Annotated in this window: 16 protein-coding genes; 6 read left to right on the top strand and 10 right to left on the bottom strand. The window is 71.7% G+C overall.

Going from position 1 to position 15,093, the window contains the following annotated elements; all coding sequences use genetic code 11:
* The first annotated feature begins 4 nt into the window (after positions 1-4).
* On the top strand, positions 5-793 hold the full coding sequence (locus ACFYOY_RS15330) for a GAF and ANTAR domain-containing protein (RefSeq protein ID WP_351878439.1): 789 nt from the start codon (positions 5-7) through the stop codon (positions 791-793).
* Here the strand turns inward: ACFYOY_RS15330 and ACFYOY_RS15325 are convergent.
* On the bottom strand, positions 717-1,259 hold the full coding sequence (locus ACFYOY_RS15325) for a hemerythrin domain-containing protein (protein ID WP_351878436.1): 543 nt from the start codon (positions 1,257-1,259) through the stop codon (positions 717-719). The genes ACFYOY_RS15330 and ACFYOY_RS15325 overlap by 77 nt on opposite strands.
* A 103-nt stretch (positions 1,260-1,362) precedes the next feature.
* On the opposite strand from ACFYOY_RS15325, the gene ACFYOY_RS15320 reads away from it, so the two are divergent.
* The 4 genes from ACFYOY_RS15320 (at position 1,363) to ACFYOY_RS15305 (ending at position 6,025) form a co-directional block, all read left to right on the top strand.
* Positions 1,363-2,586, top strand: a complete 1,224-nt coding sequence (locus ACFYOY_RS15320; protein ID WP_351878433.1) for an aminotransferase class I/II-fold pyridoxal phosphate-dependent enzyme — start codon at positions 1,363-1,365, stop codon at positions 2,584-2,586.
* Positions 2,587-2,654: 68 nt separating this feature from the next.
* Positions 2,655-3,779, top strand: coding sequence for an MBL fold metallo-hydrolase (locus ACFYOY_RS15315; protein WP_351878430.1), 1,125 nt, complete (start codon positions 2,655-2,657; stop codon positions 3,777-3,779).
* An 84-nt stretch (positions 3,780-3,863) separates the two neighbouring features.
* Complete coding sequence (locus tag ACFYOY_RS15310) at positions 3,864-4,940, top strand: right-handed parallel beta-helix repeat-containing protein (RefSeq protein ID WP_351878428.1); 1,077 nt, start codon at positions 3,864-3,866, stop codon at positions 4,938-4,940.
* An 11-nt stretch (positions 4,941-4,951) separates the two neighbouring features.
* Positions 4,952-6,025 (top strand): methyltransferase, encoded by a 1,074-nt coding sequence (locus ACFYOY_RS15305; RefSeq protein WP_351878425.1) that lies wholly within the window; start codon positions 4,952-4,954, stop codon positions 6,023-6,025.
* An 88-nt stretch (positions 6,026-6,113) separates the two neighbouring features.
* Here the strand turns inward: ACFYOY_RS15305 and ACFYOY_RS15300 are convergent, their stop codons facing one another.
* The 9 genes from ACFYOY_RS15300 to ACFYOY_RS15260 form a co-directional block, all read right to left on the bottom strand.
* Entirely contained in the window at positions 6,114-6,839 is a 726-nt protein-coding gene (locus tag ACFYOY_RS15300) for a class F sortase (RefSeq protein ID WP_351878422.1), read from the bottom strand.
* A 149-nt stretch (positions 6,840-6,988) separates the two neighbouring features.
* Positions 6,989-7,540: a hypothetical protein gene (locus tag ACFYOY_RS15295; protein ID WP_351878419.1), complete on the bottom strand. Its 552-nt coding sequence runs from the start codon at positions 7,538-7,540 to the stop codon at positions 6,989-6,991.
* Positions 7,541-7,860: 320 nt separating this feature from the next.
* The gene (locus ACFYOY_RS15290) at positions 7,861-8,190 is read right to left on the bottom strand and encodes a TcmI family type II polyketide cyclase (RefSeq protein WP_351879523.1); all 330 of its coding nucleotides are present in this window, start codon (positions 8,188-8,190) and stop codon (positions 7,861-7,863) included.
* Positions 8,191-8,192: 2 nt separating this feature from the next.
* Positions 8,193-8,657, bottom strand: coding sequence for an SRPBCC family protein (locus ACFYOY_RS15285; protein ID WP_014055765.1), 465 nt, complete (start codon positions 8,655-8,657; stop codon positions 8,193-8,195).
* A gap of 2 nt (positions 8,658-8,659) precedes the next feature.
* Positions 8,660-8,917, bottom strand: a complete 258-nt coding sequence (locus tag ACFYOY_RS15280; protein WP_014055766.1) for an acyl carrier protein — start codon at positions 8,915-8,917, stop codon at positions 8,660-8,662.
* Positions 8,917-10,167 carry a ketosynthase chain-length factor gene (locus ACFYOY_RS15275; protein WP_351878416.1) on the bottom strand — a complete coding sequence of 417 codons (1,251 nt, stop codon included), beginning with the start codon at positions 10,165-10,167 and terminating at the stop codon, positions 8,917-8,919. The genes ACFYOY_RS15280 and ACFYOY_RS15275 overlap by 1 nt, the downstream gene beginning before the upstream one ends.
* On the bottom strand, positions 10,164-11,432 hold the full coding sequence (locus tag ACFYOY_RS15270; protein ID WP_351878413.1) for a beta-ketoacyl-[acyl-carrier-protein] synthase family protein: 1,269 nt from the start codon (positions 11,430-11,432) through the stop codon (positions 10,164-10,166). The genes ACFYOY_RS15275 and ACFYOY_RS15270 overlap by 4 nt, the downstream gene beginning before the upstream one ends.
* Positions 11,429-11,836 carry a cupin domain-containing protein gene (locus ACFYOY_RS15265; RefSeq protein WP_351878410.1) on the bottom strand — a complete coding sequence of 136 codons (408 nt, stop codon included), beginning with the start codon at positions 11,834-11,836 and terminating at the stop codon, positions 11,429-11,431. The genes ACFYOY_RS15270 and ACFYOY_RS15265 overlap by 4 nt, the downstream gene beginning before the upstream one ends.
* Positions 11,837-11,908: 72 nt before the next feature.
* On the bottom strand, positions 11,909-13,087 hold the full coding sequence (locus ACFYOY_RS15260; protein WP_351878407.1) for a SchA/CurD-like domain-containing protein: 1,179 nt from the start codon (positions 13,085-13,087) through the stop codon (positions 11,909-11,911).
* 165 nt (positions 13,088-13,252) lie between these two features.
* Here ACFYOY_RS15260 and ACFYOY_RS15255 point away from each other — a divergent pair, with 165 nt between their 5' ends.
* The gene (locus tag ACFYOY_RS15255) at positions 13,253-14,896 is read left to right on the top strand and encodes an FAD-dependent oxidoreductase (RefSeq protein ID WP_388587409.1); all 1,644 of its coding nucleotides are present in this window, start codon (positions 13,253-13,255) and stop codon (positions 14,894-14,896) included.
* The last annotated feature ends 197 nt before the right edge of the window (positions 14,897-15,093 follow it).

Here is a 15,093-nt window from a genome sequence, read left to right as displayed (position 1 = left end):
GGCGATGTCCGACCGTACGCACATCCGCACGGCCTGCCAGACCGACGCGCCGTCCCTCGGCCGCGGCCTGGCCGAACTGGCCGAGCAGGCCGCCGCGGGCACGCCCGACAGCTGCGGGGCCACCGCCACCGCCGTGCTCGCTGAGGAGTCCTCCGGCGCCTCGGCTGCGGACCGGACCACGGCGGCCACCCACCCCGATCTGTCCGCGCTGGTGTCGGTCCAGATGAGCGCCGGGGAGGGCCCGATCCTCGCGGCGCTCGACACCGGCCGCCCGGCGGGCGCCGACGATCTGCTCCACGACGACCGCTGGCCGCGCTACCGGGCCCGGGCGCTGGACGCGGGCGTCCGGTCCACCGCCACCCTGCCCTTCGTCTGCGACGGGCTCACCGTGACCGTCTCGGTCTACGGGCTGCGCCCCGGCCCCCTGAAGAAGGCCGCCCAGGGCGCCACCGAGCTGCTCGGCGACCTGGCCACCGAGAGCATGGCCCGGGACCGGCTCTACCGCGCCGCCCTCGTCCAGGTCGATCAGCTCGACACGGCGCTGCGCACCCGGCCGGTGGTCGACCAGGCGTGCGGCATCGTCATGTACGTCCTGGGCTGCGACGCGGACCAGGCGTTCGACCTGCTGCGCCGGCTCTCCCAGCGGACCAACAACAAGCTGGCGGAACTCGCCGAGACCGTGGTGCGCACCCGCGGCCGTGGCCTGGAGAAGGAGCTCATCGCGTTCGGCCGGTCAGCCGCTCCCGGACCCGGTCGGCCAGCGTCCGGCCCGGACCGGGACCTTCCGGGCTGACCGGAGGCACGCCCTGCGCGGCGGCCGTCGCCTCGCCGACGCGCAGGCCCAGCATCATCCGCTCCTCGGGGGTGAGCCGCTCCCGCAGCTCGGGGAAGACGAGATCCTCCTCACCGCGGATGTGCATGGCCACCACGTCCATCAGATCCCGTACCAGCGGGTCGAACCGCCGGTCCCGGGGGTCCACGGCGTCCAGGTCGGACAGGATCCGCTCGGCCTCGGTCAGCTCCTCGATCTCCTCGTCGGCGATCCGGTCGCCGTTCGGCAGCGCCTTGCGGACCGTGGGGTACAGATAGGTCTCCTCGGCCACGGAGTGCCGCACCACCTCCACCGTCATCCGGTCGACGAGCTGCCGCCGCTGGTCGGGGTCGGTGGTGGCGCGGTACCCCTCGAAGAGGTTGCGCACCGCGTGGTGGTCCGCGGTGAGGACGTCCACCACATCGTGCTGTTCCGGCATGGCTGTCATGGCGCCCGGGTCCCCCGGCCGTCTTCCGCGAAACGGCGCCGGAGATCTGCGAAGGTGGACATACGCAGGCGGTGACGCGTCCGGCACGGGCGGAGGTGGACGAATGCAGCGGCAGTGGACCGCCCCGGCTCCGGCGGACCGGGACGACGGCGGGCTGCCGGTCCTCCCGGAGCTGCTCGACAGCTTCGTCGCGACGGCCGGCCACACCGCGCCGGAGCCGGTCGGCGGCTCGGCCGGGCTGCGCTCGGCCGCCTGCGGCTACTGGTCGCGGCGCGGGCTGTGGACCGACCCGGAGCATGTCGTGGTCGCCCCCGGTGCCGAGCCGCTGCTGCTGGCGCTGCTCGCCTCGGCCCCCGGCGGCGATGTGCTGCTGCCCCGCCCCTGCGCCGCCTGGTACGCGCCGCTGGTGCGGCTGGTGAACCGGCGCGCCTACCACGCGCCCGTCCCGGCCGAATGCGGTGGGCTGCCCGATCCGTTCGCGCTGCTGGAGACCGTCCGCAGGATCCGCGCCGAGGGCGGGGTGCCCCGGGTCCTGCTGCTCTCGGTGGCCGACGACCCGACCGGCACCGTGGCCCCGCCCGAGCTGCTGCACGAGGTGTGCGAGGCGGCCGTGGCCGAGGGGCTGCTGATCGTCACTGATGAGACCTGGCGGGACACCGTCCACCATCCGCACGGCACGGTGCTGCTCAGCCCCGCCGAGATGAGCCCGGAGAACGTGATCGTGCTCTCCGATCTGGTGGGCGCCTTCACCCCGGCGGGCTGGCCGGCCGCGATCGCCCGGTTCCCGGCCACCGAGCGCGGTGTGGAGCTGCGCGGCCGGGTGCTGTCCCTGCTCACCGCCGTACGCTCCGGGCTGCCCGCGTCCATCACCGCGGCCGCCGCGTACGCCCTCGGCGAGCCCGAGCCGGTCCGGGGCCGGATGGCCGCCGCGGCCCGGGCGCACGGGGCCGTGGCCGCGGCCGCCTACCGCGCGCTGACCGCCGTCGGGGCGCTGGCCCGCCCGCCGCAGGCCGGCCGCCATCTCTACGCCGACCTCGACGAGCTGCGCGGGGTGCTCGCCGCCCGTGGCATCACCGACTCGGTGGAGCTGGAGCGTGAGCTGGTGCGGCGGATCGGCCGGAGCGTGGCCGGGGGCCATCGCTTCGGCGACCCCCCGCACACTCTGCGGCTCCGGCTGGCGACCCTGCCGCTGCTGGGGGCGGCGGAGGAGGCGCGGCTACGGGCGCTCCAGGCGCCCGATCCGCTGGAACTGCCCCATGTGGCCGCGGCGTTGGCCGCCTTCGAGACGGCCTTCCGGGACCTGATCGAGGACGGTCCGGTGGCCTGAGCGCCCGGGAGCGCCGCCATGACGCGCCACACGGAAGGGCCGGACCAGAGAGGGAAGGGAGCCAGGCCATGACCGACCACGCCGAGCAGGCCGACCCGGCGGAACCGGCCGAGCGGCCCCGGCCGGTCCCGGCCACGTCCGAGTCGGCTACCGCTGATCCGGCCACCTCCGATCCGGCGGCCCCCGAGTCGGCGACCCCGGAGCAGGCCATCCCCGGGTCGGCCGCCCCCCGCCCGCTGTACGAGGTCCGCCGCTGGCCGCGGTCGTTCGCCGATCGGCTCACCTCCCCGCTGCCCGGGGTGCGGGCGATGGCCCGGCTGGCGCGGGAGGGGCGGCTCAGACCGCCCGTGAAGACGCTCCGCCAGATCCCCGAGCTGCCCTTCGAACCGGGGCCGCTGCCGCTCCCCGCCCCCGGCCGGACCGCGGTCACCTGGGCGGGGCACGCCAGTTGGGTGGTGTGGACCGGCGGGCTGACCGTGCTCACCGACCCGGTCTGGGCGCGCAGGATCCTCGGCACCCCGGCCCGGGTCACTCCGGTGGGGGTCCGCTGGGAGGATCTGCCGCCCGTCGACGCGGTCGTCATCAGCCACAACCACTACGACCATCTGGACGCACCTACGGTCAAACGGCTGCCGAGGACGACGCCGGTCTTCGTCCCGGCCGGGCTCGCCGGCTGGTTCCGGGCCCGCGGGTTCACCCGGGTGACCGAGCTCGACTGGTGGGAGGCGGCCGAACTGCCCGGTGAGGACGGCCCGGTCCGCTTCGACTTCGTCCCGGCCCACCACTGGAGCAAGCGCACCCTCACCGACACCTGCCGCTCGCTGTGGGGCGGATGGGTCATCACCGCGCCCGGCGGCCGGCGGGTGTACTTCGCCGGGGACACCGGCTACGGACACTGGTTCCGGCAGATCGGCCGCCGCTACCCGGGCATCGATCTGGCGCTGCTGCCCATCGGCGCCTATGAGCCGCGCTGGATGCTGGGCGGGGTGCACACCGATCCGGAGGACGCCGTACGGGCGCATCTGGACCTGGGGGCGCGGGTGCTGGCGCCCATGCACTGGTCGACCTTCCTGCTCTCGGCCGAGCCGCCCCTGGAGCCGCTGCACCGGATCCGCGCGGCCTGGGAGGCCACCGGCCGCCCGCGTGAGGAGCTGTGGGATCTGCCGGTCGGGGCCTCGCGGGTGCTCGAATAGGGGACCAAGTGGGGGAATGCGGTGCATAGGTGACAGACAGATCATAAGTGGCGAGTGGTGCGGAGCACACCTAGCTTCCTGTTCATGCGCACTCCGAAACTTCGTCATCTCGCCGGCCTCACGGCCGTCCTCGTCATCGAACTCGCCCAGCTCCCCGGAGCCCACGCCGCCCCCGTCGACCAGGCCGGGACCCGCCATGTGGTGCAGCCGGGCCAGTCCGTCCAGGCCGCCGTGGACGCCGCCAAGCCCGGCGACACCATTGAGCTCCGGCCCGGCACCTACCGGGAGAACATTCAGATCACCACCGACCGGCTGACCCTGCTCGGCGCGGGCGAGAGCACCGTGCTCTCCCCGGCCGCGAAGCCGTCGGACAACGCCTGTGGCGCGGCAGGCCACGGCATCTGCGTCACCGGGACGGCCGAAGACCCCGTCTCGGATGTACGGATCGGCTCACTGAAGGTCACCGGCTTCGCCAAGAACGGCATCTGGGGCTCCGGCACCGACCGGATGACCGTGCGGGACACCGTCACCGAGGACAACGGCCAGCAGGGCATGGGCCAGGAGATGTCCACCCGCGGCACCTTCGCCGACAACGTCTCGCGGAGCAACAAGCAGTCCGGCATCTTCCTGGCCAACACCATCGACGCCGAGGGCGGCGCCACCGACGCCCTGGGCACCCTGGTCACCGGCAACCAGCTCAGCGGCAACCGGACCGGTGTCGTGGTCCGCCGGCTGCGCGACCTCACCGTCGAGCGGAACACCATCACCGGCAACTGCGCCGGGGTGTTCGTCGTCGGCGACGAATCGACCCCGCGCGCCGGGGACCTGAACGTCCGCCACAACTCCGTGTACGAGAACAACGCCTACTGCGCGGCCACCGACCGGCTCCCCTTCATCCAGGGCGCCGGCATCGTGCTCACCGGCACCGAGGGCACCCGGGTGACGGGCAACCAGGTGACCGGCAACGTGGGCACCTCGCCCATGTCCGGCGGGATCGTGCTGTTCACCAGCGTCGTGGGCGCCCCCAACGCCAAGAACGCCGTCAGCCGCAACGTGCTGAGCGGCAACAAGCCCGCCGACCTGGCCGACCGGGACAAGGGCCCCGACAACACCTTCACCGACAACGTGTGCGAGCTGTCCGAGCCCACGGGCCGGTGCTGAGAGGCGACGTCATGACCACTGTGGACACCACCACCCCCGCGGCCGCGGCACAGCCCCCACCGGCCGCGCTCCCGCCGCCCATGCAGCTGCGGGAGATCGTCTTCGGCGCCGCACGGGCGGCCTCCGTGCGCGCCGCGGTCCGGCTGCGGATCGCGGACGCGCTGGGAGAGCAGCCCGCCTCCATCGGCGAACTGGCCTCGGCCGTGGACGTCGAGCCCGATCCGCTGCGCCGGCTGCTGCGCTCCCTGGCCTGTTGTCAGGTCTTCGCCGAGACCGAGGACGGCCACTTCCGGCACACCGAGATGTCCCGGCTGCTGCGCGAGGACACCCCGGGCAGTCTGCGGAACATCGCCCTGTGGTGCACCGAGCCGTGGACCTGGGAGGCGTGGCCGCTGCTGGACCGGGCGGTGCGCGGCGGCGGCTGTGTCGTCAATGAGATCTACGGCAAGGACTTCTTCGCCTATCTCCATGAGGACGCCCCCGAGTCGGCCCGGGTGTTCGACGCCGCGATGACCACCTCCAGCCGGCAGTCCGCCGCCGATGTCGCCGCCTTCCTCGACCTCGACGGGGTCAAGGACGTGGTGGACATCGGCGGCGGCCAGGGCCATGTGCTGGCCAGCCTGCTGGAGCGGCACCCGGCGCTGCAGGGCGCGCTGCTGGACCTGCCGCAGGTGGTGGCGAACGCCGATCCGCGGCTGCGGGACGGCGGGCCACTGGCCTCGCGGGCGACGCTGGTGCCCGGCGACTGCCGTCGTGAGGTCCCCGTCGAGGCCGACCTCTACATCATCAAGAACATCCTCGAGTGGAACGACGAGAGCACCCGCCGGACGCTCGCCAACGTGGTCGCGGCGGCGCGGCCCGGCGCCAGGGTGGTCGTCATCGAGAACCTCGTCGACAACAGCCCCTCCTCCTTCACCACGGCGATGGACCTGTTCCTGCTGCTCAACGTGGGCGGCCGGAAGCACACCGAGGACAGCATGGTGGCGCGGATGACCGAGGCCGGTCTGAACGTGACCGACATCCGGCCGGTCAACGGCGCGCTGCACGCCTTCGACTCCACGGTGCCCGCCACGGGCCGCCGCTAGCCGCACACGCCACGCACGGTGCCCGCGTCGTCCGTCCTCGACGACGCGGGCACCGTGGCGTGTGCTCGGCTTGTTCGTTGCTGGTCCGTCAGCTGTACCGGTACGAGCTGAGGTGCGCGAACACCACCACATTGGCCGTGTAGTCCTTGGCCGTGTGGTCATAGGCCCCGCCGCAGGTGATCAGCCGCAGCTGGGCATTGGGGGTGTCGCCGTACACCTTCTGGTCCGGGAAGGCGTTCTTCTTGAACGTCTTGATCTTGTCGACGACGAAGGTCGCGACGATCCCGTCCTCGCGGGTGATGGCCACCTTGCCCTGCGGCTTGAGCTGGCTGAGGGTGGCGAACACCGCCGGGCCGGTCTTGGTGTCCACGTGCCCGGCCACGATGGCGTTGCCGCGTTCACCGGGGGAGGGGCCGCCCTCGTACCAGCCCACCAGGTTCTGCTCGGTGTCCGGAGGCGGCACCAGCACACCCGCCGCATCCAGCGCGAGGGGGGTGAAGGGCGCGCTCACGCCGATCGAGGGGATGTCCAGATGGGACGCGGGGGAGCGCGGCAGCGCGGGTCCGGGACGGGACTCGGGCGCGGCCGTCGACTCCGGGGAGTCCGCGTAGTCGTCCTCGGCCGAAGTGTCGGTCTCCGGTTCGGAGATGGACGCCGGGGCGCTGGCCGTGGGCCGGGCCGACACCGGGGTGTTCTGGGAGGCGGCGTCGACGGAGTTGTAGATGAGGAATACGCCGATGAGGGCCGACGCGGCGGCCCAGCGGAGGATGCGGGTGTTGCTGTCGGCAGCGCCCTGCTTGGCCGGCTTTCCCATAGGGATGTTCGCCTTTCTCACAGCGCCTTTCGGTGTCATTCTCGCGGTGCTTTTCTCACAGCCGCTTTTTCACAGTGCTCGTGGCGCTGCCGTGGCACCACCGCTCGGCGGAGGTGCCACGGCAGCACGGAATTACGAAAGCGTCAGGCTCAGATCGCGGTGCCGGTCGGCTTGCGGCGACGCAGGGCGTAGGCGCCGGCGCCCAGACCACCGAGGAGCAGGACGGAGCCGGCGGCCATGCCGCTGCCCGTGGTGGCCATGCCGCCACCACCGGTGTGGACGCCACCGCGCGGCTTGTCGCCCTTCTCGTGGTCCTTCCAGCCGCCGCCGGACCAGTCGTGGTCGTCCTTCTTGCCGTCCCACTCGTGGTCGCGCTCCCGGCCCTCGTCCTTGCCGTGGTCGAAGTCGCGGCCCTCGTCCTTGCCGTGAGAGGAGGACCAGTCGCGCTCGCCGCCCTCGTCCTTGCCCTTCATCTCTTCCTTGCCGTGGTCTTCCCGGCCGTCCTCGCGGCCGTGGTCGTCCTTGTCCTTCCAGGAGCTGCCGCCCTGGCCGTAGCCGTCCTCGGAGGACTCCTGGCTGCTCGAGTACCCACCGTGACCGCCCGGGTCCGAGACGTCGGCGGCGAACGCGGCGGCGGGGGCGCCCAGGGTCAGGGTGGCGGCAATCGCCGCCCCGGTGAAGAGTGCGCGAGTAGATCGCATGAGTCATTCCTTCCGGCGCCGTCGCGATACTGACTATTTGCCAGATAAAGGGATCGCATCGGCGTCTTGTCCACCGTCAGCGAAGAGGGCTCCCCCTGCCACTCGGCGCGGCCCGCGATCTGCTCGGTTGTAAGCCCTCTGGGTGTAGATAAGCGCAATGATCACTCATTTGCCGCGCGAATGGACTGACGCCCTTTCACCTTTTCGGAAGACATCATTCCGATGAGCCCAGTAGTGTGAGATTTTCGCTGACGGGGCATAAGGAAAGGGCCGCCGGGAGGTGAACTCCGTCGGCGGCCCCGTGCGGCGGGAGGCGTCCGCTAGCCCGCGTCGCGCTCCCAGCGGTAGAACTCATGCGCCATGGCGTCCTTGGGTTCGCGCCAGGTCGCCGGGTCGTACGCCTGCATATACGGCTGGAGACGGGCGCTGATGTCGCGGAACTCCGGGTGCTTGGCGTACTTGGTGACCTCGGTGGCCGGCGGCCGGTCGGCCTCGACCAGATGCAGATACACGTCGCCGAACTGGAAGAGACTGCGGCCGGTGACGCCGATCAGCTTGGGGAGTTCGCCGCGGTCGGACTCCGCGAAGATCTTGGCCACCTGGGGGGCCGCGTCCCGCTGCATCTTGGCGACGATCATGGTGCGGTACATGCTCATGCCCTCACCGTCTCCCGGGCCCGCTGCTCGATCTTGTCCCGGATCAGATCCATCTGGATACGGGAGTTGCGGTTGATGTGGTCCGTCATCGTGGGGTCGTCGACCGGCGCGTCGGGCCGCATCTCGAAGTCCTGGGTCCAGCGCATGCGGGTGCCCTCGGACTCCTCCTCGTACTCCCAGCGGATGTTCATGTACGCGAAGGGGCCGGGCTCGACGCGGCGCGCCCATACCGTGCGCACATCGCGGGCCGTCTCCCGCTCCGAGACCCAGCTCCAGACCTTGCCGTCCTCGTCGGGGTGCATCGTGAGGCGGAAGGTGGTGGTGTCCCCGGTCCGCTGGAGCACCTCGACCGAGGCGTACTCGCTGAACAGCTGCGGCCAGTTCTCCAGGTCGTTGGTCATGTTCCAGACGAGGTCGAACGGCGCCTTGATCATGACCTCGTTGTCGGTGTGGCCTGCCATCTTCATGCTCCTGAGGTAAGTGAGGTGTTGATGACGTCGAGGAAGTCCCCGGGGGTCTTGCAGCTTTCGGCACCCGGCTCGATCGGGGTGCCGTACCGGTTCTCCAGCTCACCGACGATGGCGAGCAGGCCAAGTGAGTCCAGGCCGTACTCCTCGAAGGTGGAGTCCGGCCGGGTCTGCATCGTGTCCGGGTCGACGGTGAGCCCGGCGCAGCGCTTCATGAGCGTGGCCAGTTCCCCATAGGACAGTTGACTGGACATCAGTAATCTCCTTCCGGTCCGCGGAGCACGAGCGCCGCGTTGCAACCCATGAGCCCTCGGCTGAGCACCAGCGCCGTCCGCGGCTCGGCGGGGCGGGAGCTGCGGGTGACCAGGTCGAGCTCATGGCAGACGTCGGTGACGTACGGGGTCGGGGGCACGACGCGGTGCTCCATGGAGAGCACGGCGGCCACCACGTCCAGCGTGGGGGCCGCGCAGTGCGCCCGGCCGAAACCGGTCTTCGGCGCGGTCACCGGGACCCGGGTACCGTGCGGTCCGAGGGCGTCGGCGATCGCCAGCGCCTCGGCGCGGTCGGCCTCGGGCACGCCGAGCGCGTCCGCGAAGACCATGTCGATCTCCTCGGGCGCGCACTCCGCGTCCTCCAGGGCGACGCGGATGGCCTGGGCGAGCCCCTCCCGGGACCGCTCCCACCGGGAGGCCCCGGTGAAGGTCGAGCCGTACCCCGCGATAAAGCCCCGGATCCGCACCCCGCGGCGCCGGGCAGCCCCCTCCTCCTCCACGACCAGCATCGCCCCGCCCTCCCCGGGCGCGAATCCGCAGGCGTCCTCGGTGAACGGCAGATAGGCCCGGCCCGCGTCGCGGGCCCGGCTGAGCTCGTCCCAGCCGAGCATGCAGACGATGGAGTACGGCGCCAGCGATGCCTCGGAGGCGCCGGCCACCATCGCGTCCGCTCCCCGCCGGATGGACCGGCGGGCGTGCGCGAGCGCGTCCAGACCGCCGGCCTCGTCGTTGGCCACCACTCCACAGGGGCCCTTGAAGCCGCCCCGGATGGAGACCTGGCCGGTGCTGGCCGCGTAGAACCACGCGATGGACTGGTACGGGCCCACATAGCGCGGCCCCTTGCCGTAGAGCTGCTGCAGCTCGCGCTGGCCGAACTCGCCGCCCCCGGAACCGGAGGCGGTCACCACGCCGATCGCGAACGGCGACATGTCGTCCACCGGCAGCCGGGCGTCGTCCAGCGCGAGATCGGCCGAGGCCATCGCGAAGTGGGTGAAGCGGTCGGTCTGGACGAGGAAGCGCTCCTCGATCATCGACCCCGGATCGAAGCCGCGGACCTGGCCGCCGATCCGGACCGGGAAGTGCCCGCTGCCCTCGCGGGAGATCCGGTCGAGGCAGGGGATCCCCTCCCGGGTCGCCTTCCAGAAGGCGTCGGTGCCCACCCCGTTGGGGGCGATCACACCGATGCCCGTGATGGCCGCGCCCCGGTTCCGGGTGTTCATCGCCGCGTTCATGTCGCCCTCCCGTCCGTCCGGCCCAGCACCACCGCGGACTGGAAGCCGCCGAACCCGCTGCCGACCGACAGCACATTGCGCAGCGGCAGGGCGCGGGCGGTGCGCGGGACATAGTCGAGGTCGCATTCGGGGTCGGGGGTCTCGTAGTTGGCCGTCGGCGGCACCACGCCATGGGCGAGGGCCAAGGCACAGGCGACCACCTCGATGGCGCCGATCGCCCCCAGCGAATGTCCCACCATGGACTTGATCGAGCTCATGGGGGTCTTGTACGCGTGCTCGCCCAGGGACCGCTTCACGGCCGCCGTCTCATGCCGGTCGTTCTGCTTGGTGCCCGAGCCGTGCGCGTTGACGTAGTCGATCTCGTCGCTGTTGACGCGGGCGTGGCCGAGCGCGTGGTCGATCGCCTCGGACATCTCCAGCCCCTCCCGCGTCAGACCGGTCATGTGGTACGCGTTGCCGTAGGTGGCGAAGCCCCGGAACTCGCAGTAGGCCCGCGCCCCTCGGGCCCGGGCGTGCTCCAGGTCCTCCAGGACCAGTACGGCGGCGCCCTCGCCGAGGACGAAGCCGTCCCGGTGGGCGTCGAACGGCCGGGAGGCGGTGGCCGCGTTGTCGTTGTTCGCCGAGGTGGCCTTGATCGAGTCGAAGCAGGCCACGGTCAGCGGGGTGATCGGCGAGTCCGCGGCCCCGGCGATGCACACATCGGCCCGCCGCTCCTCGATCGCCTGGAAGGCGTATCCGATCGCGTCGAGACCGGAGGTGCAGCCGGTGGAGACGGACTGCACGGGGCCCTGCGCACCGGTCAGCTCCGCCACCCCGGAGGACAGCGCGCTCGGTGAGAACGCGTGCTGCAGATGCGGGCCCGCCTTGCGGTGGTCCACATCCCAGTGCTCTCCGGCATTGCTGACCTTGACGTAGTCCTGTTCCAGCCGGGTGGAGGCGGCGACCGCGCTGCCCAGGGAGACCCCTATCCGCCAGGGGTTGAGCGCCTGGAGGTCCAGCCCGGAGTCCCGGACCGCTTCCTTCGCCGCCACCAGGGCGAACTGCACATAGCGGTCCGAGCGTTCGATCTGCTCGAAGGTCAGACCGCCGGCCACCGGGTCGAAGTCGCATTCGGCGGCGATCCGGGAGCGGAACCGCTCCGCGTCGAAGAGCGTGATGTTGCGGGTGGCCGTACGGCCAGCGGTGAGCATGTCCCAGAACGCCGGAACGCCCACACCCCCGGGGGCGACGACACCGAGCCCGGTGACCACCACCCGTCGGGTCACGACGTCGCCTCGGCGGGTTCGGCGGACTCCGTGTCCACATGGCCGAGCTCGGGGCGCGGCGCCAGGGGGCCGAGGTGGAAGACCATCCGGGCCTCGGTGGTGCCCACATTGCGGAACCGGTGCCGCACGTTGATGGGGATCAGGAGCGCCTGGTCGGGGCCGAGCGGATGCGCCACGTCGTCCAGGTCCACCTCCACATCGCCGCTGACGACGAATACGAACTCCTCGGAGTACGGGTGGTAGTGCTCGGTGACCCGTTCACCGGGCCCCACGATGGCCATCCCCATGAAGCCGCTGGTGGCGCCCACCAGGGTCGGCGTGAGCATGGCGCGCACATCGCCACCGCGCCGGCGGTTGGGGGCGACCGCGGCGAGGTCGACGACGAGAGGGGACTGCGTGGTCATGATGAGTTCCTCCAGGTAGCGTTGCGCGGTCCGCGCCACAGGGGGTGGGAAGGTGCGAAGGGGAGAGGGTTGTCAGTGGACCGCCGCTTGGCGGTCGGTGATCGGGGTCATGTCGCAGTCGGCGAGGAAGCGGCGCAGCCCGTCCTCGACGGACAGGTCGATCACCGCCCCATCCGCCCCGAGGTCGAGCAGGCGGCCCAGCACCGCGGCCGCCCGCCGTCCGGTCACACCGGCCGCCATGGCGGGGTGCCGGTCCAGCGGCACGCTCAGGTCCACCAGCCGGACCACGATGTCGTCACGCTGGAAGATGGTGCTGCTCAGCAGGGTCTTGGCGGACTGCTCGGCGGTCATCTCCTTGTTCACCGCCAGCTCGTCCTGCCGGGCCAGCAGACTGGCCACCGCCGGTCCGCAGCCGGCCTTGACCGGGTAGAGCAGGGCGTGCCGGTGGACGCCCTGGGCGGGGCGCGGGCCGCCGGCCGTCATGTGGTGGACCACCGGAAGCGAGGCCCGGGCGAAGAACTCCCGTGCGGAGCTGGGGTCGTCGAGGTTACGGTCCTCCTCCAGATACGGATTGATGGCCTCCTCGACGGCCTTGATCTCCGGCTGCCGGGCCACGAAGCGCAGCGCCGCCGTCAGATCGCCCTTGACCTCCACGGCCCGTACGACCCGGTTGCCGCTCATGAAGACGGAGGTGCGGGAGAGGCGGGTGGTCTGGTCGACCCGTGCCTCCGGTGAGGCGTAGTCGGTAAGGATCTTGGCGACGGTGTCCTCGCTGCCGGGGTTCACGGTGAAGGTGAGCGCCTGCCGGACCAGCCCGTCGCCGACCCGCAGCGCGGCGTCGACACCTCGGGTGGTGACATCGACCGGCGCGGATCCGGCGGTCAGGGTCTCCCGCAGAATGCTGAACCGCAGCGAGCGGGTGTCCTCGACGCAGCCGTGGAAGGGCTTGACCATCTCCCGGTGCGCGGGAGAGTCCACCCAGGCAAGGAACGGAGGAGCGCTTTCCCACTCACTGGTGATCAGCCACTGGGAGGGGTTCTCGATCGACTGGCACAGCTGGTCGCTGATGTGCCCGGGCACCGCGGCCACCTGCTGGGACAACTGGTCATAGGCACGCAGAAAGCGCTGCTCGGCACCGCTGTTGACCTGCACCAGCAAGACGACGCGCAATCTGGTGTCGGTGAGAGCGGATTCCACGGTGGTCGGCGATTGGTTCACCGTGGTCTCCGGAATGTCGGACAGGGTGCTCATATTCCACTCCTTATTTCGCGGACGCGTCCTTCCGGGCATCGAGGACACCCGCCCGTTAGACGATCGTGGGGTGCACCCACCAATGGCGCGAGATATGTGAGCCATCCGAGCGAACGCCTCGTCAGCGTCCCGGAAGATCCCGGAAACACCGGGCATAGCAGCACAATGAACCGTCTTGCCGACAATGCTGAGCGTGTGCCCGTCCTCATCGCGGGCGGCTCCCTGGTGGGCCTGTCCGCCTCACTGTTCCTGGGCCGATTGGGGATCGGTCACCTACTGGTCGAAAAACACCCGCGCACCTCGCACCACCCGCGCGGACGGGGGAACAACATCCGGACGATGGAGCTGTTCCGCACCGCCGGAGTGGAGTCCGCGATCCGCGAGGCCGCGTCCGTCCTGGCCGACAACCACGGAATCCTGCAGACCCCGTCCCTGACCGGCACGGAGGGCAACTGGCTCTTCCGGGAGATGGATCCGGGTGGCAAGGCCGCCCGGATCAGCCCTGCCGGATGGTGCCTGTGCAGCCAGAACGACCTGGAGCCCGTGCTGCTGAGCGCGGCCCAGGACCTCGGTGGCGATCTGCGGTTCTCCACCGAGCTGATCTCCTTCGAGCAGGACGCGGACGGGGTCACCGCCGTGCTCCTGGACCGCAGGTCCGAACGGCGCTCCACGGTCCGCGCCGACTACCTCATCGCCGCGGACGGCCCCCGCAGCCCGGTGCGCGAGGCGCTCGGCATCGAGCAGAGCGGACGCGGCGAGCTGTTCCACAACGTGTCCATCACCTTCCGCGCCAAGCGGCTCGCGGACGCGGTCGGGGACCGCCACTTCATCGCCTGCTACCTCACCAACCCCGAGGCCGACGGGGCGCTGCTGCCCGTCGACAACCAGGAGCAGTGGGTCTTCCACGCCCCCTGGCACCCCGAGCGCGGCGAGGCGCTGGAGGAGTTCACCGACGAGCGCTGCGCCCAGCACATCCGTACCGCCGTCGGCATGCCTGACCTGGAGGTCGAGGTCACCGGAAAGGCGCCCTGGCACGCGGCCGAGCGGGTGGCGGACCGCTACTCCGACGGCCGGGTCTTCCTCGCCGGGGACTCCGCGCACGAGATGTCGCCCACCGGCGCCTTCGGCTCCAACACCGGTATCCAGGACGCCCACAACCTGGCATGGAAGATCGCCGCCGTCATGGGCGGCTGGGCGGGCCCCGGGCTGCTGGAGAGCTACGGCATGGAGCGGCGCCCGGTCGCCCAGGCCACCAGCGCCCGCGCCGCCGCCCGTTCGGCCGAACACAGCCACCCCGGCTATTCGGCGCCCGCCACCGAGGGCCAGGGCCCGCAGAGCAATGTCATGGCCGTCGCCATGGGCTACCGCTATGTGCGCGGCGCGGTCGTCGGCGCCGACCCCGCCGCGTCCGCGGTGCCCGACCACTTCACGGTCTCGGCCGAGCCGGGCAGCCGCGCGCCCCATATGTGGGTGCACCGCTGCGGGGTGCGGCTGTCCACCCTCGATCTGTACGAGCGCACCTGTGTGCTGCTCACCGGGCCGGGCGGGTCCTCCTGGTACGAGGCGGGCCACCGCGCCGCCGACGCCCTCGGCGTACCGCTGGACTGCTACCGGGTGGGCGACGGACCGGACCATGAACTCGCCCCCGAACCGGGCGTGGACTGGGCCGAACTGCACGGCACCGCCCCCGACGGAGCGGTCCTGGTCCGCCCCGACGGCTTCGTCGCCTGGCGGGTGGAGCGCTCGGTGCCCGACCCGGAGGCCGCGCTGACGCGTGCGCTGCGCGAGGTGCTGAGCCTGGACGGCTGACCCGCTCTTCCCGGAGGCCATCGGCGTCCGGACGCCACCCCGCTTCCGGGCGCCACCCGCCTGGGGCTGTGGGACGCGGCGCCGGGCGCCGGGCCGGGGGCGCTCCCTTGTGCCCTCCGAGACCTCGCGGGAGGGCGGGATGCCCTATGCGGCGGCAGGGGACGCCACCGCGACGGCGGTTGATGCGGCCTTCGACG

It is taken from the genome of Streptomyces sp. NPDC007875 (assembly GCF_042868035.1).
Taxonomy (GTDB): Bacteria; Actinomycetota; Actinomycetes; order Streptomycetales; family Streptomycetaceae; genus Streptomyces; species Streptomyces antimycoticus.
This window is presented reverse-complemented; position numbering and strand designations above follow the sequence as displayed.